24 protein-coding genes are annotated in these 25,402 nt (G+C 50.4%); 15 read left to right on the plus strand and 9 right to left on the minus strand.

Annotated elements, in window-relative coordinates:
• Positions 1-28 precede the first annotated feature (28 nt).
• Both ICA20_RS17370 and ICA20_RS17375 read right to left on the minus strand, forming a co-directional pair.
• Entirely contained in the window at positions 29-652 is a 624-nt protein-coding gene (locus ICA20_RS17370; RefSeq protein WP_038638700.1) for a flavin reductase family protein, read from the minus strand.
• A 96-nt stretch (positions 653-748) separates the two neighbouring features.
• Positions 749-1,579, minus strand: a complete 831-nt coding sequence (locus ICA20_RS17375) for an alpha/beta hydrolase (protein ID WP_038638697.1) — start codon at positions 1,577-1,579, stop codon at positions 749-751.
• Positions 1,580-1,855: 276 nt separating this feature from the next.
• Here ICA20_RS17375 and rnk point away from each other — a divergent pair, with 276 nt between their 5' ends.
• Entirely contained in the window at positions 1,856-2,266 is a 411-nt protein-coding gene (rnk, locus tag ICA20_RS17380; RefSeq protein WP_005120853.1) for a nucleoside diphosphate kinase regulator, read from the plus strand.
• A 188-nt stretch (positions 2,267-2,454) separates the two neighbouring features.
• Positions 2,455-2,883 (plus strand): universal stress protein UspG, encoded by a 429-nt coding sequence (gene uspG / locus ICA20_RS17385; protein ID WP_016152215.1) that lies wholly within the window; start codon positions 2,455-2,457, stop codon positions 2,881-2,883.
• Between the two features lie 47 nt (positions 2,884-2,930).
• On the opposite strand, the gene ICA20_RS17390 is transcribed toward uspG, so the two are convergent.
• The 4 genes from ICA20_RS17390 to ICA20_RS17405 all read right to left on the minus strand — a co-directional run bounded on the left by ICA20_RS17390 (position 2,931) and on the right by ICA20_RS17405 (position 7,801).
• Positions 2,931-3,881, minus strand: coding sequence for a helix-turn-helix domain-containing protein (locus tag ICA20_RS17390; RefSeq protein ID WP_038638694.1), 951 nt, complete (start codon positions 3,879-3,881; stop codon positions 2,931-2,933).
• A 68-nt stretch (positions 3,882-3,949) separates the two neighbouring features.
• The gene (locus ICA20_RS17395; protein ID WP_038638690.1) at positions 3,950-5,164 is read right to left on the minus strand and encodes a CaiB/BaiF CoA-transferase family protein; all 1,215 of its coding nucleotides are present in this window, start codon (positions 5,162-5,164) and stop codon (positions 3,950-3,952) included.
• Between the two features lie 32 nt (positions 5,165-5,196).
• Positions 5,197-6,510, minus strand: a complete 1,314-nt coding sequence (locus tag ICA20_RS17400) for an MFS transporter (protein ID WP_038638688.1) — start codon at positions 6,508-6,510, stop codon at positions 5,197-5,199.
• Between the two features lie 124 nt (positions 6,511-6,634).
• Positions 6,635-7,801 carry an acyl-CoA dehydrogenase family protein gene (locus tag ICA20_RS17405; RefSeq protein ID WP_149282231.1) on the minus strand — a complete coding sequence of 389 codons (1,167 nt, stop codon included), beginning with the start codon at positions 7,799-7,801 and terminating at the stop codon, positions 6,635-6,637.
• Positions 7,802-8,208: 407 nt separating this feature from the next.
• Between ICA20_RS17405 and ICA20_RS17410 the strand changes: the two genes are divergently transcribed.
• The 8 genes from ICA20_RS17410 to ICA20_RS17445 all read left to right on the plus strand — a co-directional run bounded on the left by ICA20_RS17410 (position 8,209) and on the right by ICA20_RS17445 (position 16,353).
• Positions 8,209-9,354, plus strand: coding sequence for an acyl-CoA dehydrogenase (locus tag ICA20_RS17410; RefSeq protein ID WP_038638680.1), 1,146 nt, complete (start codon positions 8,209-8,211; stop codon positions 9,352-9,354).
• Positions 9,355-9,365: 11 nt separating this feature from the next.
• Entirely contained in the window at positions 9,366-10,130 is a 765-nt protein-coding gene (locus ICA20_RS17415; protein ID WP_038638677.1) for an electron transfer flavoprotein, read from the plus strand.
• A gap of 19 nt (positions 10,131-10,149) precedes the next feature.
• The gene (locus tag ICA20_RS17420) at positions 10,150-11,106 is read left to right on the plus strand and encodes an FAD-binding protein (protein ID WP_038638674.1); all 957 of its coding nucleotides are present in this window, start codon (positions 10,150-10,152) and stop codon (positions 11,104-11,106) included.
• 45 nt (positions 11,107-11,151) lie between these two features.
• A complete protein-coding gene (locus tag ICA20_RS17425; RefSeq protein WP_038638671.1) occupies positions 11,152-12,444 on the plus strand; it encodes an FAD-dependent oxidoreductase in 1,293 nt (430 codons plus the stop codon).
• Positions 12,441-12,725 carry a ferredoxin gene (locus ICA20_RS17430; protein WP_038638668.1) on the plus strand — a complete coding sequence of 95 codons (285 nt, stop codon included), beginning with the start codon at positions 12,441-12,443 and terminating at the stop codon, positions 12,723-12,725. The genes ICA20_RS17425 and ICA20_RS17430 overlap by 4 nt, the downstream gene beginning before the upstream one ends.
• Before the next feature lie 66 nt (positions 12,726-12,791).
• Positions 12,792-14,114: an aromatic acid/H+ symport family MFS transporter gene (locus ICA20_RS17435; RefSeq protein ID WP_038638665.1), complete on the plus strand. Its 1,323-nt coding sequence runs from the start codon at positions 12,792-12,794 to the stop codon at positions 14,112-14,114.
• Positions 14,115-14,117: 3 nt separating this feature from the next.
• The gene (gene fadK, locus ICA20_RS17440) at positions 14,118-15,779 is read left to right on the plus strand and encodes a medium-chain fatty-acid--CoA ligase (RefSeq protein ID WP_038638663.1); all 1,662 of its coding nucleotides are present in this window, start codon (positions 14,118-14,120) and stop codon (positions 15,777-15,779) included.
• Between the two features lie 13 nt (positions 15,780-15,792).
• Complete coding sequence (locus tag ICA20_RS17445; protein WP_071888118.1) at positions 15,793-16,353, plus strand: desulfoferrodoxin family protein; 561 nt, start codon at positions 15,793-15,795, stop codon at positions 16,351-16,353.
• Between the two features lie 101 nt (positions 16,354-16,454).
• Here the strand turns inward: ICA20_RS17445 and ahpF are convergent, their stop codons facing one another.
• On the minus strand, positions 16,455-18,020 hold the full coding sequence (gene ahpF / locus ICA20_RS17450) for an alkyl hydroperoxide reductase subunit F (RefSeq protein WP_038638660.1): 1,566 nt from the start codon (positions 18,018-18,020) through the stop codon (positions 16,455-16,457).
• A gap of 150 nt (positions 18,021-18,170) precedes the next feature.
• Entirely contained in the window at positions 18,171-18,734 is a 564-nt protein-coding gene (ahpC, locus tag ICA20_RS17455; RefSeq protein ID WP_004859485.1) for an alkyl hydroperoxide reductase subunit C, read from the minus strand.
• Between the two features lie 366 nt (positions 18,735-19,100).
• Here ahpC and dsbG point away from each other — a divergent pair, with 366 nt between their 5' ends.
• The 4 genes from dsbG to ICA20_RS17475 all read left to right on the plus strand — a co-directional run bounded on the left by dsbG (position 19,101) and on the right by ICA20_RS17475 (position 22,964).
• Positions 19,101-19,847, plus strand: a complete 747-nt coding sequence (gene dsbG, locus ICA20_RS17460) for a thiol:disulfide interchange protein DsbG (protein ID WP_038638657.1) — start codon at positions 19,101-19,103, stop codon at positions 19,845-19,847.
• A gap of 206 nt (positions 19,848-20,053) precedes the next feature.
• Positions 20,054-20,965: a LysR family transcriptional regulator gene (locus ICA20_RS17465; protein WP_038638654.1), complete on the plus strand. Its 912-nt coding sequence runs from the start codon at positions 20,054-20,056 to the stop codon at positions 20,963-20,965.
• 173 nt (positions 20,966-21,138) lie between these two features.
• A complete protein-coding gene (locus ICA20_RS17470) occupies positions 21,139-22,362 on the plus strand; it encodes a phosphoadenosine phosphosulfate reductase (protein WP_038638652.1) in 1,224 nt (407 codons plus the stop codon).
• Entirely contained in the window at positions 22,347-22,964 is a 618-nt protein-coding gene (locus ICA20_RS17475; protein WP_038638649.1) for a ParB/RepB/Spo0J family partition protein, read from the plus strand. Before ICA20_RS17470 ends, ICA20_RS17475 begins: the two co-directional genes overlap by 16 nt.
• On the opposite strand, the gene ICA20_RS17480 is transcribed toward ICA20_RS17475, so the two are convergent.
• The gene (locus tag ICA20_RS17480) at positions 22,965-24,125 is read right to left on the minus strand and encodes a pyridoxal phosphate-dependent aminotransferase (RefSeq protein ID WP_038638647.1); all 1,161 of its coding nucleotides are present in this window, start codon (positions 24,123-24,125) and stop codon (positions 22,965-22,967) included. It abuts the gene before it with no gap.
• A gap of 131 nt (positions 24,126-24,256) precedes the next feature.
• On the opposite strand from ICA20_RS17480, the gene ICA20_RS17485 reads away from it, so the two are divergent.
• Positions 24,257-25,345 (plus strand): oxidoreductase, encoded by a 1,089-nt coding sequence (locus ICA20_RS17485; protein ID WP_038638645.1) that lies wholly within the window; start codon positions 24,257-24,259, stop codon positions 25,343-25,345.
• Positions 25,346-25,402 lie beyond the last annotated feature (57 nt).

Below are 25,402 nucleotides of genomic sequence, written 5' to 3' on the forward strand. Positions count from 1 at the left end.
CGCGCAAACCGGGCGTCGGTCTGCATGCTTAGCGTTGCAAACGGGCGTCCGGGCGAACCAGATCAAAACGGTGTGTTTCACTGATTGAATAGTACGCCGTGGGTCCACCCGCACGCAGTACCGGCTTCGCTTTCGCCGTCTGGTAGATGCCTTCTTCCAGTAGCGTTTCGTCTATATGGATGCCCACCACTTCTCCCAGCACCAGCCAGGTTTCTACAGGCGCGCCGTCAGCAGTGGTCAGTTGCAGAGTTTGCGATAAACGGCACTCAAAATTAACCGGGCTTTGCGCCACGCGCGGCACGCTGACAATCCGGCTGTCGGCTTTATTCAGCCCAGCGGTAAAAAACTCGTCCTCGCCGTGCGGCAAGCTGGCAGACGTTTCATTCATCGCGCCAGCCAGTTCAAGGGTGGTCAGGTTCCAGACAAACTCACCGGTTTCGACAATATTCCGCACGCTGTCTTTCCAGCCGCTGCTGGCAAAACCAATAATCGGCGGATGGTAGTTAAAGCAATTAAAGAAACTGTATGGCGCCAGGTTATGTCGCCCGTTACTGTCGCGCGACGCAATCCAGCCAATGGGGCGCGGTCCAATGATGGCATTTAGCGGGTCGTGCGGTAAGCCGTGTCCCTGTGATGGTTGATAGAAATACATAGCCTTCTCTGGTGTCATTAACGGTAGCGCAGCACGAATTATGCTTCGCTCATCTCCCTGGAAAAAGAAGATCAGCGTAGAACAATCCGTTAAAGATTACGACTGAATAAAGTTGAGCAGATCGCCATTGATCTGCTGTTTATGGGTGGTGCAAATACCGTGAGAACCTCCGGCATATACCTTCAACTGCGCATCCGGCAATATTTCCGCCGCGACCTTGCCGCAGGTTTCAAACGGGACAATCTGATCGTCATCGCCGTGGATCACCAGCGTCGGGATGGTCATTTTTTCGAGATCGCCACGCAGGTCTGTTTCTGAAAACGCATGAATGCAGTCGTACAACGCTTTGATGGACCCTTGTAAGCCCTGTTCAACAAAACTTTCCCGGACGGCTTTCGACTCTTTTGCGCCCGGACGGTTATAACCATAGAATGCCGCGGTCAGTTCATAGAAGAAGGCGGCGCGATCGTTCACTACCCCTTCCCGGATGCCATCAAACACCTCTTTCGGCACGCCATTCGGGTTAAAGTCGGTCTTGATCATGATGGGCGTCACCGCGCCAATTAACACCGCTTTTGCCACCCGCTGCGTCCCATGGCGGCCAATATAACGCGCCACTTCCCCACCGCCGGTAGAGTGCCCAACATGCACGGCATCTTTAAGATTGAGATGCGCGGTAAGTTCAGCCAGATCGTCAGCATACTGATCCATATTGTGGCCATCCCACGGTTGGGCCGAGCGGCCATGTCCGCGTCTGTCATGGGCGATCACACGAAATCCTTTCGACCCAAGAAACAGCATCTGATCCTCAAACGCATCTGCTGTCAGCGGCCAACCATGACTGAACACGATGGGCTGTCCACTTCCCCAGTCTTTAAAATGCAAATAGCTGCCGTCTTTTAAGGTAAGTTTGTCGTACTGGCTCATGAGATCTCCTGTAGCGGAACACTGAGTTGTATTGACGCACCCGCAACGAGCGCTTAAAAAGCATAATGCAAATTGGAGAACGATCACGTTTTTCGGCTAAAATCACACCATATGCGACAATATTGATGATTTACCTGAATGTGAACTAAATCACTTCAAACATGGGGTAAGTCTCAGTATCATCATACAAGCTAAACCCTTGCCGCCTGACGGTGAGGGTTTTCTTTTGGGATTATTTACCTGCGCACCCGCAGTATCGACGACATGGAGTAATAAATGTCCAGACCAACTATCATCATTAACGACCTCGATGCGGAACGCATTGACCGCCTGTTGGAGCAACCTGCGTTTGCTGGTTTACCCATTGCCGACGCCCTGAACGCCGAGCTGGATCGCGCGCAAATGTGTTCTCCAGAAACCATGCCGCACGATGTCGTGACCATGAACAGCCGCGTGAAATTCCGCAATCTGAGTGATGGCGAAGTCCGTGTGCGTACCCTGGTGTATCCGGCTAATATGACTGACAGCAGCACACAGCTTTCCGTCATGGCGCCTGTTGGCGCGGCACTGCTGGGCCTGCGCGTTGGCGACACCATTCACTGGGAACTGCCGGGCGGTACATCAACACACCTCGAAGTCATCGAGCTTGAGTACCAACCAGAAGCTGCGGGCGACTACCTGCGCTAACTCTGTCTTATCAAAGCTATTCGCTTTATCTTGCAGGGGATGCATCTGCATCCTCTTTCCGGTTACTCCTCATCTCCCCGCTCCTCACGTTATTTCCTGTTCGCAAAACATAAATCTGTGCCGTGACTGACAGAATCATTTTTAATACTATGCTGTTATGTGTTCATGTAATGACAAGGAGAATGTTTATGTACAACACAATCATAATGCCTGTTGATGTATTCGAAATGGAACTGAGTGACAAGGCTATTCGCCATGCAGAATTCCTGGCACAGGAAAACGGCGTTATCCATCTGCTGCATGTGCTGCCAGGCTCAGCGAGCTTAAGCCTGCACCGCTTTGCGGCAGACGTTCGTCGTTTTGAAGAGCATCTGCAACACGAAGCGGAAACGCGTCTGCAAACAATGGTCGGTCACTTCAGCATCGATCCCTCCCGCATTAAACAACACGTGCGCTTTGGTAGTGTCCGTGACGTGGTCAACGAGTTGGGTGAAGAGTTGAATGCGGATGTGGTGGTCATTGGGTCACGTAACCCGTCCATCAGTACCCACCTGCTCGGTTCAAACGCCTCCAGCGTTGTCCGCCACGCCACTCTGCCGGTACTGGTTGTCCGTTAACTGCGTCTGATTTACTGTAACAACCCCACCCGTCTTACGGGTGGGGGTTATTGCGTGATGCACTCTTTCTCATCAGCAGCGCCCATAACCTGGCACACCTCCCCTGTAGATATTTTTTGTAAGGCCAACTCCCTGTACTGTCCTGGACTGACACCCGTATGTTTATGGAAAAAACGCGTAAAGTAGGCTTCATCATTGAATCCTAAAAAAGCCGCAAGCTGCTTTATCGTCTTAGAGGTGTAGACCAGCTCCTGTTGGGCTTCCTGCAGTACGCGCATATTAATCACATCCAGGCTGGACATGCCTAATGTTATCCGGCATAAGCGCGACAGATGCCCCGGGGACATCCCCATCTCTTCAGAATAATCATTAACGGTCAGCCGCTGGCGAAAGCGCTGATCCACCAGCAGGAGGAATTTGTTTATTTGTGAGGCTTTACGCGAGCAGATATCAAATTTCTGCTGTTCTTCTGTCAGGGTACTGATACGCGTGAGGTGAACCAGGATGGAAATAAAAATCGAAATGCACATTGCCTTATGATTAACCCTCGGTTTCTGCATCTCTTTTTGTAAAGACTGATAAAAACCCTGAATAATTTTCCCGTCTTCTGGGGAGCCATCGAGGGGGATTACGCAGGGCTTATGCATCAGAGTGAGAACGTTGGGCGCCAATAATCCCATTACCGACTCCATTGGCCCTTGTGAGGCAGTGATCGTCATCCCTTCCGTACCGGGCCGGTAATCAAAACCATGAACGGTCTGCGCAGGTACAAGGATGAGACCCGGCCCCTTCAACTTCATCCGGGTGTAATTCATTAAAACATCAACCTCGCCACTCTGAATAAAGAGGGTCTGAATCAATGAGTCATGAATATGCGGGCTGGCTTTCCAGTTCAGGGGTTTTGAACGCAATGAGATCATTTCTACATTAAAGAAATTTTCCCAGCCTGGTTCCGACTGCTCGCCATATAACGCATAAGTAGGAATGGTCGTTGTCATCAATGCTTCCCCACCCAATCAAATGGACCCGCCAGGCGGCAACGGTGTCATCCCCTGGCGGGCTAAGGTTATGCGGGCATAATGACCGCGCCGTCAGCATTCAAACGCGCTATCTCCTCGACAGAATATCCGTATTCCAAAAGAATTTGCTGCGAATCATGCCCTAATCTGCGGGATGGACGAATTTGTGCAGGCCCCATACTGCCAATGTTCACAGGAGGGGTCACCAGCACGCGTCGGTTACCAGTGATATATTCAACATTTCTCAGACAGTCCGTCGCCCACGCCTGCTCATCGTCAAGGATTTCATCAGGCGTGAAGCCTTTCTCATGAGCAAAGTCGTTTTGTTTTAACATCTGCATCATTTCATCAAGCGAGCGTTTAGCGACCTGCTCACTGATGATCCTGATAATATCCCGGTTACGTCCATGCAGATTGACATCGGCAATACGACAAAACTCGGGACTGTCGACCAAATCTTCGCGACCAAGTAGCGTCATGAACTTATTGAAAAAGCGATCGTACTCTGGGATACAAATTACCATCCAGCGACCATCACGGGTTTTATAGGTATTGTTGAACGGGTTCGCGACTTCACAACGGGATTTAGGATAAACGTTGCCGTATTGCGCCGATGTGACGGCAATACTCATCATAAACAACGCGGTATGATGCAGACTCACAGTGACCTTATCCCCCTGCCCAGAGAGCGTACGACCATATAACGCCGCGCAGACACCCGAAACAAGACACATGGAGGCCTGGAAATCGCCAAACCCATTAACTGAGTTAATCGGCGTTTCCCCCCGTTCGTTTGTCGACCCCAGGATCCCTCCCCGGCAAACATAGGCCGTCGCATCAAACCCTGCGGTATCTTTTTCTGGTCCTTGCTCACCGTACCCCAGAATCTGAGCGAAAATTAAACGAGGGAAACGCAGGTGCAACTCTTCCCATGAGAACCCTAGCCGCTCCAGCGCTTTCGTCCGATAGCTGGTCACTACCACATCAGCGGTGGAAAGAATACGCCAGGCAATTTCTTTCGCTCGCTCCTGTTTCAAATTCAGGCACAGAAAACGCTTATTGGCATTGGAAATATCAAATGCCGGATTCTCATCATCTTCATACGGCATATTAAAAACTGACGCCTGCGTACGACCAGGATCGCCGATGGGCGGTTCGATTTTGATCACATCCGCCCCCCAATCACCTAAAATACGCGCTACCGTTGGCGCAGCCAGAAATGATGTCAGATCAACGACCTTAACGCCCTCTAATGGTCTCATACGTCATATTCCCTCAATAATGAGTAGCCTGTTTAACCGGCAAATCCTTTACGGCCACCGGCGCTTACGCGTGCTGATTTATTTTCTATTGGCCGAATGCGCGCAATTAACATAAAGAAGGCTCCGACAATCGCCACGCCCGCGCCCAGATACAGTGCGTACTCGTACTGACCACCGGAGACATCAATCACCCAGCCAGCGAGTACAGGCGAGAGAATACCCGCCAACGTCCCGAACACTCCGTTCAGCCCGACCAACATACCGGTGTCTTTTTGCGAGAAAATAATAGGAATTGAAAAGTGTGCAGCCATCGTGAAGCACAGGAAGAAGTTCGACGCAGAGATAAGCGTGGCGGCACTCCACAAGCTGTTTGCCTGAGTGCCGAGGATCAAAAATACCCCAGCTAATAATAACCCCAGTACCGGAGAAATCTTACGTCCGACGTTTTGTCCAAATCGACGACATGCGGCATCAGTAACTACGCCCCCCAGCGGATAGGCAAAGATTGCCACCAGATACGGCAGCATAGAAAAAATCGCGCTTTGTTTGAGATCGATTCCACGCCCCATAGCAAAGTAGGTTGGCAGCCAGGTCATGAAGAGAAAAAAGAGGTAATTGGTACAAAAGTAACATAAGGCGCATGCCCAGACTGAAGGGGTTGCCAGAATATCGCCTTTACTTAGCGGCTCATTTTGTGTGGCCGGAGAGATTTCAGTAGAGACTTGCCCAGCCAGAATATAGTCTCGTTCACCCTGGGTGATAAATGTATCCTGTTGCGGACGGTTGCTGCCGAGTTTCCACCACAGCAGACACCACAGTACGCCGGGTACCGATACAACGTAAAACACGGCCTGCCAGTCCCAGCGTTGGACTATCCATGCAGCCAGAACCATGGCAACGGCAATACCAGTAGGGCAACCTATCTGCAATAATCCTGTCGCCATTCCTGCTTCATGCTTAGGTACCCATTTTGCCGCCAGTGAAAAGTTAGCCGGCACAAGCAACCCTTGGCCAATCCCGACCAGAATACGCAGCAACATCATGATGCCCAGCGTTGATCCTAACGGCGTTAGAAATGTGAAAACTGCCCACCATAATGTTCCGGTCACCAAAACGACCCCGCCGCCGAACCTGTCCGCCAGTAAACCCGCGGGTAACATTGTGACGGCATAGCCAATGAAAAACGCCGTGGATACCCAGCCAAACTGCATAGCGCTCCAGCCATATTCCTGCATTAATGCAGGCCCACACATCGACATCCCACTTCGCGCCACAAACATGACGAAATAATCAATAATGAGCAGGACAATAATGCCCCAGCGTCTGTTCCCTGGTGATGTACTCATAGGTCACTCTCGCAAAAAAGCAAAAATGGCCGTAGCCACAGGATAAACAGCGACGTACGACCAAAACTGAGGTTAGTGTCCCGTAAAATCGGCTAACCTCTGACACGGTGCAAACGCCCCCGGACTAGCGAATCTCACCACCTGCGGCAATCAATGGGCGTGCGATAGTCAGTCGCTGCACGGTACGTGGGCCTTCTTCAAACCACAGGGCACGAGCATCGCGGTACATCCTTTCTACCGGGCCATACGAGTTATCTTCGAAATAGCCAATACCACCAAAGATTTCGAGACAGCTATCCGATACCGTACGCACGGTATCAATGCCGTGCAGTTTGCACATGGCTGAAACCATCTCAATATCTTCGCCACGGTCGAATTTTTGCGCACAGTCGCGCAGCATGACGCGCAGCGCATGTACCTGCGTGCCCATATCCGCCAGCGTTTGTTGAATCGCCTGGCGAGAAACGAGAGCCTTACCAAAAGTCACACGATCTTTTGCTCTGGCAATCGCCAGCTCCAGGAAGCGCTGTGACATGCCAAGGCAGGTTACGGCAATCATGGCGCGTGAATGCGCCAGCGCATTCATGAAAATATCCAGGCCATCGCCCTCTTTCCCCATAATGTTATGCGCAGGGACTTCGCAGTTTTCAAAACGCAGATAAGCATGACCCGCACCACGGCACCCCATCATATGCGGCATAGGATCAATGTAATAACCGGGGGTATTCGTTTCGATAAAGAATGCTGTTAAGCCACCCTTTTTACGCTTATTCTCATCCGTAACCGCAATAACATAGCTCCCATCGGATATATCCGTATGAGATATCAACGTCTTAGTTCCGTTAAGAATATATTTATCCCCTTTTTTAACCGCGGTAGTACGAATATCTGCACCCGAACCGCAATCCGCCTCAGTTAATGCAAAGTTAATATACGCATCTTTATTTGCCAGCAGCGGTAACCATTTAGCACGCAAATCTTCTGCGCCATGATCGTACATAATTCGCCAGTTCAATCCGTTGGCGTGGTGCAGGTTCATACGCATCCCACCAGGCCCGCGGCAAAACTCTTCCATCACCGAAAAGAACTGTTCGCAGTTGAGTCCCATACCGCCAAATTCTTCAGGCATTGCCAGACGAAACAGATCGTTTTTACGGCAAACGTCGTAATAAGAGTCAGGAAAGACATTCGTCCGCTCAACTTCCAGTTGAATTTCTTCCAGCTCAGTTTCGGTAACCTTTCTGACTTTTTTCTTCAATGCTTCCAGTTGCTGCTGAGATAAAATGGACATATACCAACCCCACTCCACGTTGAATACTCAGGTAAGAATGCAGGCCATAAGAATATGAATATATAAAAGATAAGATATTCTAACCAACCTGTTTCCATGAATTAACGTGATGGATTATAAAAATAAAATTCGTCCTCCTGACATTGACAGATTTAACCAAAAACAGGACAAATCGAACATCACCAAAACCCAGCGCTTATTTCTGAACCCGCATCACAAAAACATACTAAATGCTCGTTTTGTCCAGGACGTTGTTAAATATGTCTATGCATCATTAATGCCCGCTGAATTTATTCTCCTCATACCAATTATTCTGCAAGTCGGCGTCCAGGCACGATCAGAATATAAAGAAATGAACATCGTCTGAAACATCAATTCTTATCAGCAGGCATCATTGAGGAGACATCATGGACTTTAGCCTGACCGAAGAGCAGGAACTGCTTTTAGCCAGTATCCGCGAACTGATAACACGAGATTTTCCCGAAGAATATTTCAAGACCTGTGATGAAAATGGCGCCTTCCCCAGCAAGTTCTTTCAGGCATTGGCCGAAAGCGGCGTGGGGCTGTTAGGCATTCCAGAAGAACTCGGCGGCATCCCCGCCGATATGATGACGCAAGTGCTGGTTCTGGAGGAAATCGCGCGCATGGGGGCTCCCGCCTACATTATGACGGAAGGCCAATGCATCCATAATATGCAGCGCTTTGGCAATGCAGAACAGTTGGCGAAAACGGCTGAAGTCGGGCTGACCGGGATCCCTGCCTATTCACTCGCCTTCACCGAGCCGCAGGCGGGCTCGGATAATAACCGCGTCGCCACAACCTATACCCGAAGAAATGGCAAAGTTTATCTGAACGGGCAAAAAACGTTCATCACGGGCGCCAAAGATTACCCATACATGCTGGTGCTGGCACGCAATCCCGAACCGGAAGATCCGAAGCGTTGCTTCACCCTGTGGTGGGTGGATCCAAACATGCCGGGCGTTAAGCGTAATAGCCTGCACAAAATCGGCTGGCACATGGTCAGCAACTGTGAGGTTTTTCTCGATAACGTTGAACTGGAAGAAAGCGCGATGGTGGGCCGCGAAGGTTACGGCTTCATTCACATGATGGAAAACTTCGATATTGAACGTCTCGTCATCGCCGCACACTCGCTGGGTGTGGCGGAATGCGCCTTTGAAGATGCCGCCCGCTACGCCAACCAACGTATTCAGTTCGATAAAAATATCGGCCAGTTCCAGATGATTCAGCTCAAGCTGACCCAAATGGCGATAAAAATCCAAAACATGAAAAACATGGTCTATCGCACGGCATGGGAATGTGACAACGATTTACCCATGTGCCTGTCCGCGCCGATGTGCAAATTGTATTGCGCACAGTCAGCCTGTGAAGTCATTGACGATGCGATGCAGATTTTAGGTGGCCTTGGTTACACCAATGACAGCCGGGTATCCCGCTTCTGGCGAGATACCCGTGTTAACCGCATCGGTGGCGGTACTGACGAGATTATGGTGTATATCTCAGCCCGCCAGATCCTGAAACAGTATGAAAAATAATAGGATACGTCATGAAATTACTTGCCTGTTATAAATTGGTCGCGGAAGAACAAGACATCACTATCACCGCCGACAGAACGCTGGACACAACGCGTGCTGGAGAAAAAATCAGCCCATTCGACCTCAATGCTATTGAAGAGGCCGTCCTGCTGGCCGGTGAAAACGATGAAGTCATCGCCCTGTGCGTTGGCGGTCAGGCGCTGGATAACGCCAAACTGCGAAAAGATTTGCTCTCCCGAGGTCCTCATGGACTCTACCTGGTGCGCGACGAGCGGCTGTCAACTGCGCTTGCGCACGAAACCTCCCGGGTCATTGCCGCAGCAGCGAAGAAAATCGGTTTTGATCTGCTGCTGTGTGGCGAAGGCTCTGGCGATCTCTATGCACAGCAAACCGGGCTGCGTGTCGGGGAAATGCTTCATCTGCCCACCGTCAATGCCGTCAGCCACATTGAAATCCATGACGGCTACGTTACGGTCGAACGCACACTGGAAAATGAAATAGAGATTATTGATGTGCCGCTTCCTGCCGTCTTGTGCGTCACGTCAGATATTAATGAACCGCGTATTCCTTCCATGAAAGCGATTCTCGGCGCAGGGAAAAAGCCCGTTACCCAATGGACGGCCGATGACATCGGCTGGTCGCCGGTGTCTCCCGAGGCCGAAATGGTCAATATTTATGCCCCGCAGCAGGCAGAACGTAAACACATCATCATTGAAGGCGACGGCGCAGAAGATATCGCTCGCCTGGCAGAGCATCTCAATAAAGTGCTGAACTGAAGACAACGGAGAAGCTGGAATGAGCAAAATCAATCAGGTATGGGTAGTGAGTGACAGCGCCGACCGTTACGCGGATCTCCTTGCAGGAGCAAAGCAGTTCGGTGAACACGTGAGTGCGGTCATCTGGGATGAGAGCGAGGCTTTGCAGGTACAACATGCCGACGCGGTGTACGTCCTGAGCGGAAAGTCAGAACAGCAACGATTAGAAAACTATGCAGAAACCCTCGCTGCCCTGATACAAAATACCGAAAAAGACGACAGTGAGCTCAGGACGGAAACATTAATCCTGCTGGCGGCAACCCGACGAGGAAAAAGCCTGGCGGTCAGGCTTAGCATCCTGCTGCAATCAGCGCTGATTAATGATGCCACCAGCCTGGCGCTGGAGAATGGCGAACTGTATGCCGAACATCGAATGTATGGCGGTCTGGCGTTTGGTCGGGAAAAAATTAACACACCTACGGCTATCGTGACCGTTTCGAGTGGCGTATTCGAGCCGCTGGAAGCAAATGCGCCGCATCAGCTTGCTCCCATGCCCGTCAGCTATATCCCACCGCAACATGAGCTTTTATGCAAAGCGCGCCGGGCAAAATCGGTCAGCAGCATCGATCTCAGTAAAGCCCGTCGTGTCGTCGGTATTGGGCGCGGCTTAGCGGCCAAAGACGATCTGCATATGATCTGGGATTTAGCCGCTGCGCTGAATGCGGAAGTCGGCTGCTCTCGCCCCATTGCTGAAGGTGAGCACTGGATGGATCGTGAACGTTACATTGGCGTTTCTGGCGTACTGCTTAAAACCGATGTGTATCTGGCGCTGGGCATCTCAGGGCAGATACAGCACATGGTCGGCGGTAATGGCGCCAAAACCATTGTCGCCATTAATAAAGATAAGAATGCGCCAATCTTTCAGTACGCCGACTACGGGCTGGTAGGCGATATATATAAAGTCGTCCCGGCATTAACGGAACTGCTGCAGCACTAACATTTAACGCCGCCATCCCGAATGGCGGCAACAGGAGCAAAAGCGATGTCGGACGAAAAATTTGACGCCATTGTTGTCGGCGCAGGCATCTCAGGCTGCATCGCCGCTTATGTAATGGCAAAAGCAGGACTGGATGTGCTGGTCATTGAGCGTGGTGATACTGCGGGCAGTAAAAATATGACCGGAGGACGACTCTACACGCACAGCCTGGAAGAAATTATGCCGGGTTTTACCCATATAGCCCCCGTTGAAAGAAAAGTAGTCAGGGAGCGAATTTCCTTTCTTACAACAGAAAGCGCTGTCACGCTGGACTATCTCGCGAGCCTCCCCCAACAGGCCCCGGTCGCAGAATCATGGACGGTGCTTCGCCGCACATTTGACAGTTGGCTCATGGCGCAAGCAGAAGCCGTTGGCGCTCAGTTCATCACCGGCGTCAGAGTAGATTCACTGATCCGTCAAAATGGACGAGTGACGGGAGTTCAGGCCGGAGACGATACCCTGGAGGCAAATGTGGTTCTCCTCGCCGACGGTGTAAATTCTCTGCTGGGCCGCGCTATCGGTATGGTGCCAGAATCATCGCCGCACCATTATGCCGTTGGTGTGAAGGAGGTGATTTCACTGCCATCCGCACAAATTCAGCAGCGCTTCGGGCTAACAGGTAACGAAGGCGCCGCCTGGCTGTTTGCCGGTTCACCGTCAGACGGATTAATGGGCGGCGGTTTCTTGTATACCAATCGCGATACGCTTTCACTGGGTCTGGTATGCGGCCTCGACGGTATCGAGCATGCCCGTAAAACCGTGCCGCAAATGCTGGAAGACTTCAAACAGCATCCTGCTATCCGTCCGCTAATCGAAGGCGGTACGCTACAGGAATATTCCGCGCATCTGGTGCCGGAAGGCGGGATAGATATGGTTCCAACGTTAGTCGAGAACGGAGTGATGATTGTCGGTGATGCGGCCGGAATGTGTCTGAATCTGGGCTATACCGTGCGGGGCATGGATCTCGCCATCACAGCAGCCAATGTGGCGGCGCAAACGGTCATTGCCGCGAAAAATGCCAATGATTTCAGTAAAGGAAAACTCCAGGCTTATCCCAACACACTGGAGAAAAGCGCGGTGTTACGCGATATGCGCCACTACCGCCGCCTCCCCGCAATGATGGAGAACCCGCGAATTTTTCAACAATATCCGCAAATGGCAACCGATCTCATGGCGTCTCTGTTTACCGTCAACGGCAAGGCCCCTGCTTCACTGTGCTCGACAGTATTAGCGCACGGCAAAAAAATCGGATTAATTAATCTCTTAAAAGACGGCATTAAAGGAGTTCGCGCATTATGAATACCGTGAACGTCGATGTGAAATTGGGCACGAATAAATTCAGGGTCGATGAAAGCCATCCCCATATTGTCCTGGTGGAAAACCCCGATCCAGAGCAGTTCCGTAAACTGATCCTCGCCTGCCCCGCCGGATTATATCGCCAGGATGACGCTGGCAATACTCACTTTGATTATGCTGGCTGCCTCGAATGCGGCACATGCCGGGTGCTGTGTTCACACACCATTCTACAAAAATGGGAATATCCACAAGGAACGTTTGGCGTTGAATTTCGCTTCGGCTAACCCCCTGCAAAACAGCATATCGCCGTATCAGGAGATACCTCGTGTTCGCGGTTCAGGGAGAAGACCATGTCAGTACAGAATCAAATTGATATCAGTACGATTTTAGACAAACACCCCATCAGCAAACGGCAATGGTTTATTGTCTTTCTCGGTTTTTTTGTTCTGGGTATTGATGGTTTCGATGTCACGGCAATTGGCTACATTGCTCCGGCATTAATAGATCACTGGCAACTATCCAAACAAGATCTGGGCCCGGTCATGATGAGTGGATTATTGGGGCTGGCGGCAGGCTCTTTAATTTCTGGCCCGCTAGCTGACCGCTATGGACGTAAAAAGTTAATTATTGGGTCAGTTGTCTTTTTTGGTCTCAGCAGCCTGCTTTCTGCCGGGGCCTGGAATTTATCCAGCCTGACTTTTTTTCGTTTTATTACCGGACTCGGGTTAGGCGCAGCCATGCCCAACATCACGACGCTGGTTGCAGAGTACGCCCCCCACCGTTATCGCTCTCGCCTGTCAACGGTGATCCATTGCGGCTTTAATTCTGGCGCAGCGCTGGGAGGCATACTTAGCCAACAGTTGCTCGGAACGTTTGGCTGGCGCGCCGTGCTTATCGCAGGCGGCATTTTGCCATTATTGCTGGCACTGGTTTTACTGCGTTGTTTACCTGAATCGATGTTGTATCTGGTGCAGCACGCCGGTAACGATGCGCGCCTGGTTCGCCTGCTAAATCTGTTTATTCCCGGAATTGCAGACAAAGATACGCGTTTTTACACCACCGAGCCGCAAAAAGCCCGCGCCAGCACGGCAAAGTCACTGCTGCATCCCCCTTACACGCTGGGAACGGTGGCGCTGTGGTTGACGCTTTTTGTCGGACTCTTCAGCGTTTACCTTTTATCCAGCTGGTTACCCCTGATGATAAAAGATGCCGGACTTACGCTCTCCCAGGCCGTCATTATGGGGTCTGTCTTTCAGATAGGCGGCATGATAGGCAATTTTTGCATTGGTATTGAAATGGATCGTTGGGGCAAACACGAGGCGATTATTCTGACGCTGTCAGGCAGCATATGCGGCGCATTAGTTCTGGGGCTGTTCACCCCTTCGCTTTTCCTGCTCTATGCCCTAGTTCTTATTCTTGGCTTCACTCTCAACGGGATCAACCCCGGTTGCTATGCACTGGCTGCGCACTTTTACCCGACTTCAATACGGGCAACCGGCGTTGGTTGGGCGACGGGCATTGGTCGGCTGGGCGCGATTACCAGCGCAGGCGTGGGTTCGCTCATGCTCGCAGCAGGCTGGACATTCAGTGACGTCTTTCTGTTTTTGCCTCTGCCGCTACTGGCTGGCGCACTGGCGATGTATTGCAAAAAAAGAACTCAGTCTGAGACATAACCAATGACAACGAACCTAAAAATCAATGCCGAGCGTAAAGCGCAATACCGGCAACAGGGCCACTGGGGAGATGCGACATTAGCCGATTACTGGTCCCTGTCGGCCAAAGCGTATGCAGACAAAGTGGCGGTCACCGATAATCGGGGGGATAACTATACTTATAAAGCGCTGGATATTGCCGCGGGACGGCTGGCGTCCTGGCTCATCGACGCCGGTATCCGCCCGGGCGATCGCGTGGCGCTCCAGTTGCCCGGCTGGTGTGAATTCACGATAATTTATCTGGCCTGTCTGAAAAGCGGAGCCGTGATCGTCCCGCTCCTGCCTGCTTTCAGGGAGTGTGAACTGACCTGGATACTCAATAAATCCAGGGCCCGGATACTGTTTACACCAACGAGTTTTAAAAACGACAACCCGGCAGATAGGATCGCCGCACTCCGTTCCGATCTGCCCTGGCTTGAGAAGGTGGTGGCGGTTGATAAGCTGGCGCCTGCGCCCACAGGCCCCGTTCTGAGCCAGATCCTCAATGATTCTCCGCCAATAGTGCATCACGTCCTAACGCATAGCGACGATCTGGCGGCTGTTCTTTTTACTTCCGGTACGGAAGGTCATCCCAAAGGCGTGATGCTGACGCACAATACCATCATCGCCAGTGAACGAACCTTCTGCGCGGCGCTCAATATAAACTGGACGGATTCGATTCTCATGCCCGCTCCGCTAGCCCATGCAACAGGATTTCTGCATGGCGTGACCGCCCCTTTTTTAACAGGCGCCAGCAGCGTGTTGATGGACATATTTTCTCCGCAAGAGTGCCTGGCATTACTGGCGCAAGAGCGCTGCACCTGCATCATGGGAGCAACACCGTTCGTGTGCGATCTGCTGTATGCTTCCAAAGCACAGCGCAGCAGTCTCTCTTCTCTTCGCTTCTTTCTGTGCGGGGGAACCACAATCCCAGGAAAACTTCTGCAGGAATGTCACCAGGCAGGGATTCAACTCCTTGGCGTATACGGAAGTACAGAAAGTGCTCCCCATGCGATAGTGCGACCGCATGACTCTCTGACTCATCAAATGAACACGGATGGCAGAGCCGCTGCAGGCGTTGAAATCAGAGTGGTCGACCAGAAGAAGATGACTCTGGCGGAAAATAATGAGGGCGAAGAAGCCTCTCGCGGCCCCAATGTTTTTGTCGGCTATCTTGATGAACCGGAACTGACCGACCAGGTACTTGACGACGACGGGTGGTATTACAGCGGCGACTATTGCCGGATGGATAAAGACGGCTATATCAAAATAACTGGCCGAAAAAAGGACGTTATTGTCCGTGGCGGTGAAAACATCAGTAGTCGCGAAATAGAAGATATTCTGCTGCTTCATCCGGATATCCACGATGCCGCTGTGGTGGGCATGCCGGATAAACGCCTGGGTGAACGTTCTTGCGCTTATGTCGTGCTGAGTCATTCACAAAAAACGCTTCAGCTGGCTGATATCATCGCGTTTTTCGCTCAACGGCGTATCGCAAAATATAAATACCCGGAATATCTGGTTGTTATAGACAAATTACCGCGTACGGCCTCAGGCAAAATTCAAAAATACATTCTCCGACAGGATATTCTCCAGCGTCTGGCATCCCTCTCGCAAGAAACGACTGGTCTAACAACCTCGGCGTAAGAAGGAGCGCGTTATGTCTCTAACTCATACTGTTCCCGAACATTCCCGCAACGTACGCAGGGTATCAAACCGGATTAAAAACAGTACCAAACCCACTTTTATCCGCCCTAACCCGAACTTCTACCGTTGTCCTCAGTGCGGGGCGTTCCTTGTCACCATGGCTATACGTGACGCAACATCCCCAATAACCTGCTGTGGAAAAACACTCGTCGCGTTACGGGTTAATGATGCCACTACTACCGATGCGCTCGCCCAACAGCATCAACCGCTGATGACCATTTCCGGGGGATTTGAATCAAATACGCTTTCCGTAACGGTAGGTAATCCGGCGCATCCAATGACGGCAGATCACTATCTGGAGTGGATCTTTATTTACACCTTTCAGGGGGGACAATTTAAATATCTGCCGCCAGGCGCGCCGCCGGAAGCCACTTTTGCACTCGCGGGCAATGATGCTTATGTTTATTGCGATCGCCCAATCTGTAAAGGGAAACAGTGTAAATTCAACTGCAAACGAGGATTTTCAGCCTATACCTGGTGCAACCAGCATGGGTTGTGGCGGTACACATTTTGACGGATCACATTGCAGGTCAGCATGTTGTGCGCGCTTTAGCGAAATAAAAAACCGCCAGCGGATGACTGGCGGTTTTGGCATTGCAGGTGAGTCTTACTTTTTTATGCTACTGTGGTGCGAATCAGATAATCAAAGGAGCTTAACGAGGCTTTCGCGCCTTCGCCTGTCGCGATGATGATCTGCTTATAGGGTACGGTTGTGCAGTCACCTGCAGCGAAAACACCTTTCACGCTGGTTTCGCACTTCGCATCAATGATAATTTCACCCATGCGGTTACGTTCAACAGCGCCTTCCAGCCAGTTGGTGTTCGGCAGCAGACCAATCTGAACAAAAATACCTGCCAGTTCTACACTGTGAACATCGCCGCTCACGCGGTCACGATACTCGAGCCCAGTGACTTTGCTGCCATCGCCTTTTACTTCTGTCGTTTGCGCATTCAAAATGATGTCGACGTTTTTCAGACTACGCAGTTTATTCTGCAGCACCTGATCGGCCTTCATTTCAGGAGCAAACTCCAGCAGCGTCACATGTTCCACGATGCCCGCCAGGTCGATAGCGGCTTCAACACCGGAGTTACCACCGCCAATCACCGCCACACGCTTGCCTTTAAACAGTGGGCCATCACAGTGCGGACAGTAAGTTACGCCTTTGGTGCGATATTGATCTTCGCCCGGAACATTCATGTTGCGCCATTTCGCACCGGTCGCGATGATAATGCTGCGCGCTTTCAGCACCGCGCCGGATGCCGTTTCAATCTGATGCAGCCCACCTTCCTGCGCCGCAGGAACCAGTTTGCTGGCGCTTTGGCTGTCGATCACATCAACATCATAGTCATCAACGTGTGCTTTCAGCGCGCCAGCCAGTTTCTGGCCTTCGGTTTTCGGTACCGAGATATAGTTTTCGATATCAACGGTATCCAGAACCTGACCGCCAAAACGTTCGCCCATCAGACCGGTGCGGATACCTTTACGTGCGGAGTACACCGCTGCAGCCGCTCCCGCAGGGCCGGAACCAACAATCAGTACGTCATAAGCATCACGCTTGTTCAACTCTTCAGCCGCACGTTTCTCTGCGCCGGTGTCCACCTTCGCCACGATCTCAGTCAGCGTCATGCGACCCTGGCCGAACTCTTTACCGTTCATAAATACCGCCGGAACGCCCATCACGTTACGATCGGTGATTTCATTCTGGAACGTACCGCCGTCAATCGCCGTATGTTTAATGCGTGGGTTCAGTACCGACATCAGGTTCAGCGCCTGCACCACGTCCGGACAGTTATGGCAGGAGAGTGAATAATAGGTTTCAAATTCAAAATCACCGTCGAGATCGCGGATCTGCTCCAGCAACGCCTGCGCCTCTTTTGACGGATGACCACCTGTCCACAACAGCGCGAGCACCAGCGAGGTAAATTCATGGCCCAGCGGAGAACCCGCAAAGCGCGGCCCCTGGTGAGAGCCTGGATTGGTAATCAGGAACGATGGCTTACGCACTGCCAGAGTATTGTCTTCTGTGAAGGTGACTTTTTCTGACAGTTCAGCAATTTCAGTCAGCAGTTCCTTGATTTCTGCCGATTTAGCGCTGTCATCCAGCGTAGCAATCAGCTCAACAGGTTTGGTCAGTTTCTCAAGGTAAGCCCTGAGCTGGGTTTTCATATTTGTGTCGAGCATTCTTCTTCCCTCTCTGAAAACATCATCATGCAAGCCGACTTCGCGGGACTGCATTAATGCAACTTGCGTCATGGTGCTGGAATGAAACAGGCGCAAATTTGCGCCTGTGGAATGCCGGATGCACTATGTTTATCCGGCCTACAAATTAGCTTAGATTTTACCAACCAGGTCTAAAGATGGAGCCAGTGTCGCTTCGCCTTCTTTCCATTTAGCCGGGCAAACTTCACCTGGGTGGGATGCAACATACTGTGCGGCTTTAATTTTGCGCAGCAGGTCGGACGCATCACGGCCGATACCTTCAGCGGTAACTTCGATTGCCTGGATGATACCCTGCGGGTCAACAACGAAGGTTGCGCGGTCAGCCAGACCTTCATCTTCACGCATGTTGTCGAAGTTACGGGTCAGGGCGCCAGTCGGGTCGCCGATCATTGCATATTTGATTTTTGCGATGGTGTCAGAGCTGCTGTGCCATGCTTTGTGCGTAAAGTGGGTATCGGTAGAAACAGAGTAAACGTCTACGCCCAGTTTCTGCAGTTCTTCATAATGGTCTGCAACGTCGCCCAGTTCGGTCGGGCATACGAAGGTGAAGTCAGCCGGATAGAAGAAGAAGACGCTCCAGCGACCTTCGGTATCTTTCTCGGTTACTTCGATGAACTCACCGTTTTTGAACGCCTGGTTTTTGAAAGGTTTAATTTTGGTATTAATCAAAGACATCTGTACTTCCTCCGTGTTTTCGTTGAGAGATAAGTTAACGAAAATCTCTTCCAAGGGCTAATGCGTTTCCTTTATCAAATCAATAAGCGTTAACTAACAACTTCCTCAATCGAACCTAAAAGACAAAAGTAAAAAAGGCCCCCTTTGCAGGGAGCCTCATTACCCGAGCTACCCGCAGGTAACTTCAGTACCAGCAGAACTGGCTATGTGTTGCGCTCTACATTACCTTAACAAAGGTCGTAACAGCGATTGGGATTACATCACCCAACTAAAGAAAGGGCAATCGACAGACTGTCGATCTTACCTATGGCTGTGATAGGTTTTGCAATTCAGTCCCCTTTCCTTCTGATTTTATAAGGAAAATCAATGTTCAAGCGTACCTTACTCTTATCCTTGCTTCCCGCTATCGTTCATGCCGAAGAGCTACCTGCCCCTGTTAAAGCCATTGAGAAACAGGGCATTACTATTGTGAAACCTTTCGATGCCCCCGGCGGAATGAAAGGTTATCTGGGTAAATATCAGGATATGGGCGTCACTATCTACGTCACGCCCGACGGCAAACATGCTATCTCAGGCTACATGTACAATGAGAAAGGTGAAAACCTCAGTAATATACTGATAGAAAAAGAGATCTATGCCCCAGCAGGGCGCGAGATGTGGCAGCGAATGGAAAAAGCCTCATGGATTCTGGATGGTAAGAAAGAGGCCCCGGTGATTGTCTACGTGTTCGCCGATCCCTTCTGCCCTTATTGCAAACAGTTTTGGCAGCAGGCGCGTCCGTGGGTCGATTCCGGTAAAGTTCAGTTGCGTACGCTACTGGTGGGCGTAATCAAACCTGAAAGCCCGGCAACAGCTGCCGCAATCTTGTCGACAAAAGATCCGGCCAAAACCTGGCATGACTATGAAGCCTCCGGCGGCAAAATGAAGCTGGAAATTCCTGCCTCTCTCCCGCCCGAGCAGATGAAGATACTCAATATCAATCAAAAGTTGATGGATGATTTGGGTGCTAACGTGACGCCAGCCATCTACTACATGAGTAAAGACAATACGCTGCAACAGGAAGTCGGGTTACCCGATCAGGAGAAATTAAACATTATCATGGGAAATAAATAAAGGTAATAAAATGAGTGATTGTTATCGTTCTCATTTCAATCACTCACCACATTTCTTTTTTTTCTCGTGAAAATAAAGTGTTTTGTGCTATGTTAGTTTAAATTAATCGTTCATTAAGCACTGAAACATAAAGTCTGTAAATAAGTACATTTCAAACTATTTCATAATTTAATTATTTCAAATTTTACCGTCAGAGGAAAGTATACATGGCTAATCTTTACGATCTTAAAAAATTCGATCTAAACCTACTTGTTATTTTTGAATGTATCTATCAGCACCTGAGCATCAGCAAGGCTGCAGAAACACTTTTCATTACACCTTCGGCCGTGAGTCAGTCATTGCAACGACTTCGTTCTCAGTTTAACGATCCATTATTCATTCGCTCGGGAAAAGGCATCACGCCTACGGTAACTGGCATCAATCTTCATCATCATCTGGAACAAAACCTCAACTCACTGGAGCAAACAATTAACATCATGCATAACTCCAGTTTAAAGAAAAAATTTATCATTTATTGCCCGCCAATGACAACCAGTTTTCATTTACACGAAGTAGTTCATTCCCTCCGAGAAGATTCTGATATTGATATTGAAATTGAGCATCATGACATTCTAATGAGCGCGGAAACTGCTGAAAATATTTTATCTTACCGCAAAGCGGATCTGGTATTCACAATCGTACCAGTACATAACCGCTCCATTGTATGCATGCCGTTAAAAACGATTGAAGGGGTGTTAGTCCGTAACAGTAACCATCCCCGAATTAATGATTCAAGTACCATAGAGCAATTATTAAAGGAAAAATTTACATTATTCCTCACTGAGGAACAGGGGATGAAAGAGTATCAATCACAAACGAATCATTTTTTAGCCAATCGTAAAATTGGTTTCAGTAGCGACTCTTTGATTTCAATCGTTAACGTTATATCAAACACTGATATCATTGGTGTTATACCCAGAGTTATGTACGAATTTTACTCCCCTGTCTTTAATCTCAAAGAGATTAGCGTCGATATGAAATTACCGTCAGCAAAACTGTATATGATGTATAACCGCGCTTCGCTTTCTAACGATTCCTTTGCCTCATATATAAAAAAAATTATACCAGATAGCGAATAAACGCCTGTTAAACATTTTCCCGATGGGTATAATTAATTCATATTAACAATTCATTAAAGTTATTTATTGAAATGATGAATAAGTCGTAAAAATTACGATACATATAGATTAGCATTTCTTATGCTGACCATTTACCATAGCGGGGAATAACAGCGCCTCACTATGGATTTGATATGTCTGTTTATAAAATACCTCTAACTCAACATGTACTTGAAGCCGCACAGGAGCGCATTACATGGACGCTCAACACACTGCCGCGCATTTGTGTTTCATTATCGGGAGGAAAAGATTCCGGTCTTATGCTCCATCTTACAGCCACCCTTGCCCGCCAGTTACAGAAAAAAATTAGCGTATTATTTATTGACTGGGAAGCTCAGTTTTCCTGCACTATCGATTATGTCCAGGCGCTACGCGAGAGTTATTCCGATGTTATCGAAGAATTTTATTGGGTCGCATTACCTCTGACCACACAAAACGCGCTTTCACAATATCAACCCGAATGGCAGTGCTGGGAGCCGAATATACAGTGGGTGCGTCAGCCACCAGCCGATGCCATAACCGACCCCAATTTCTTTTCTTTCTATCAGCCCGGTATGACCTTTGAGCTTTTTGTTCGCGAGTTCGCAGATTGGTTTTCACAAAAGCGTCCCGCAGCGATGATGGTCGGCATTCGCGCGGACGAGTCCTATAACCGCTTTGTGGCCATCGCCAACTCGCGTAAGCAACGTTTTGCCGATGACAAGCCGTGGACGACGGCAGCGCCAGGTGGACACACCTGGTATATTTATCCGTTATATGACTGGAAAACAGCCGATATCTGGACATGGTTTGCAAAGACAAAAATGCCATGCAATCCCTTGTATAACCTGATGTATCAGGCCGGAGTCCCAACACGATATATGCGTATTTGCGAGCCCTTTGGACCAGAACAACGCCAGGGGCTATGGCTGTACCATGTCATTGAGCCACAGCGATGGGCGGCTATGTGCGCCCGCGTCAGCGGCGTTAAAAGCGGCGGGATTTACGCCGGTCATGACAACCATTTTTACGGTCATCGGAAAATACTCAAACCAGAGCATTTAAGTTGGCAGCAATACGCCATGCTGCTATTACACAGCATGCCAGAACAGACCGCAGAACATTACCGCAACAAAATCGCTGTCTATATACAGTGGTATAAGAAAAAAGGCATGGACAATATCCCGGAAAGTCAGGAAGGCGATATTGGTTCCAGGGATATCCCCTCATGGAGAAGGATCTGCAAAGTGCTCCTGAATAATGATTACTGGTGTCGGGCACTTTCGTTCAGCCCCACAAAAACGAAAAACTACCAGCGATATACTGAACGCATGAAAACCAAACGTCAGGAATGGGGGTTGTTATGCAACAACGATTAACACAGGAACTCCTCGGCTTTCTTTCTGGTTTGCCAGAAAAAGATAGAATTGAAGCCATTAATGAATTCAGAATGGCAATCCACAGCGTCAGTCCATTTCGTGAAGAACCAGTAGATTGCGTGTTATGGATTAAAAGCGATCACATTTCGCCCAATGATTACAACCCTAATAACGTTGCGCCGCCGGAGAAAAAGCTGCTGTTGAAATCCATCGAAGCGGATGGCTTCACCCAGCCGATTGTCGTGGTTCACTCAACGGAAGAAGAGTATGAAATCATCGATGGCTTTCACCGCCATGAATTAGGAAAAAACAAAGCATCGCTAAAACCACGATTAAAAGGCTATCTGCCCGTCGCCTGCCTGGAACGCGATCGCCATGAACGTATGGCGGCGACAATCCGCCATAACCGCGCCCGCGGGCGCCACCAAATCCACGCCATGTCGGAAATCGTGCGTGAATTATCGCAACTGGGCTGGAGTGAAGAAAAAATCGCTAAAGAACTGGGCATGGATAATGATGAAGTGTTGCGACTGAAACAAATCAACGGCCTGCAGGAGTTATTTGCCGACCGTCGGTTTTCCAAAGCCTGGACAGTAAAATAATTACAGCGAAACCAGACGCTCTGCGGCTGCTAACAGCGTCGATTCTTGCTTGGCAAAACATAGGCGGATCAGCTTATGCGGGAAAGGATCGGCGCAGAACACCGACAGCGGTATCGCCGCAACCCCCACTTCTTTAGTTAACCACTGACAAAACTCAACGTCAGTAAGCGTTGAGACCGCACTGTAATCGACCAGCAGAAAATAGGTCCCCTCACACGGCAGAATTTCCAGTCGGCTGTCGCGTAACGCATTCACCAGCACATCACGCTTTCTCTGATAAAACGCGGGCAGCTCGCGGTAGTGTATTGGATCCTCCCGCAGCATATCCGCCAGCGCCAGCTGAGCCGGTGTGTTGACTGAGAACGTCAGGTACTGATGGACTTTGCGTAGCTCGGCGCTAATGGCGTCGGGTGCAACGCAATAGCCGACTTTCCAGCCGGTCATATGATACGTTTTACCGAAAGATGAAACGGCAACAGCGCGTTCCCGTAGCTGCGGATGAGCCAGCACGCTTGTATGTCCATGAGCGGCAAAGCAGATATGCTCATACACTTCGTCGCTAATAACAAAAATCTCGCGCTCTTTAATCGCCTGCCATAACGCATCAAAATCAGCGCGCTGCCAGACGGTAGCAGATGGGTTATGCGGTGTATTGAGGATCACTAACCGGGTGCGCTCGCTGAGTAACGTGGCAAATTCCTGCCAGTTCACACGAAATGACGGCGGTTGCAACGCAATACGTTTCACCACGCCGCCGGATAACGCCACCGCAGGCGCGTAGCTGTCGTAGCTCGGATCAAAACAGATGACTTCATCACCAGGCCGCACCAGCGCCGTAATGGCTGCATACAATGCTTCTGTGGCCCCTGCCGTGACGGTGACTTCACTTGTCGCATCGGGCTTATAACCGTACAACTCCGCGGTTTTATCGGCAATGGCTTCGCGCAGCGGCTGCACGCCCGTCATCGGCGCATACTGGTTAGCGCCATGCGCGATATGATATGCCAGACGTTCCTGCAAGAAATGTGGACCGTCAAAATCAGGAAATCCCTGCGAGAGGTTAATGGCCTGATGCTGCTGTGCCAGCGCGCTCATTTGCGTAAATATTGTGGTCCCCAGATTTGGGAGTTTGCTTTGCACAATCAGTGGGTTATTGCTCATTATTGTTATCCCGACGTGTGATGTTGTTGTTGAAGCCACTATAGCACGATGTTAGTATTTGGCAATCAAGACGTTCAGACGTCTATATAAAAATAACCTGCCAGATCAGGACAGCACAAGGACAACACAACATGAGTAATACCGAGATTCGCGTCGTCACCGGCCCGGCTAACTACTTTTCCCACACCGGTAGCCTCTCCAGACTGCACGACTTTTTCACCCCGGATCAACTCTCACACGCAGTCTGGGTCTACGGTGAGCTAGCTATCGCCGCGGCGCGTCCTTATCTGCCAGAAGCTTTTCATCTTGCCGAAGCTAAGCGCCTGTTATTTACGGGACATTGCAGCGAAACCGATGTTGCTCAACTGGCAAAAGAATCGGGAGATGATCGCAGCATCGTGATTGGCGTGGGTGGCGGTACACTGCTCGATACGGCTAAAGCGCTGGCTCGCCGCCTTGATTTACCTTTCGTGGCGATCCCAACCATCGCCGCCACCTGCGCGGCCTGGACGCCGCTTTCCGTCTGGTACAACGATGCCGGTCAGGCGCTGCATTTCGAAATATTCGACGATGCCAATTTTTTGGTGCTGGTTGAGCCACGAATCATACTTAACGCGCCTGAAGAGTATTTACTGGCCGGTATTGGCGATACGCTGGCGAAATGGTATGAGGCAGTGGTGCTGGCTCCGCAGCCAGAAACGCTACCTCTGACCGTACGTCTGGGCATCAACGGCGCGCTGGCCATCCGCGACGTCCTGCTGGAAAGCAGCGAGCAGGCACTGGCAGATAAGCAGCGTGGTGAACTAACCCAGGCGTTTAGCGACGTGGTGGATGCGATTATAGCCGGCGGCGGTATGGTCGGCGGCCTGGGCGAGCGCTACACCCGTGTGGCGGCGGCTCATTCGGTCCATAACGGTCTGACCGTCCTCCCGCAAACGGAGAAGTTTCTCCATGGCACCAAAGTGGCGTATGGCATTCTGGTGCAGAGCGCGCTGCTTGGACAAGATGATGTGCTGGCGCAACTTGTCACCGCTTATCAGCGGTTCAATCTCCCCACCAGGCTGGCCCAGTTAGACGTGGATATCGCAAATCGCGCTGAGATCGATAAGGTGATTGCGCATACCCTGCGCCCGGTGGAATCTATTCATGCGCTGCCGGTAACGTTAACGCCAGATACCCTGCGCGTAGCGTTTGAGAAGGTAGAATCGTTGACGGTGTGACTATGGTGCAGGTTGCCTGATGGCGGCTTCGCCTTATCAGGCCCACGGCCAAAGCAT

It is taken from the genome of Citrobacter sp. C5_2, from assembly GCF_014596845.2.
GTDB classification, from domain to species: domain Bacteria; phylum Pseudomonadota; class Gammaproteobacteria; order Enterobacterales; family Enterobacteriaceae; genus Citrobacter; species Citrobacter werkmanii.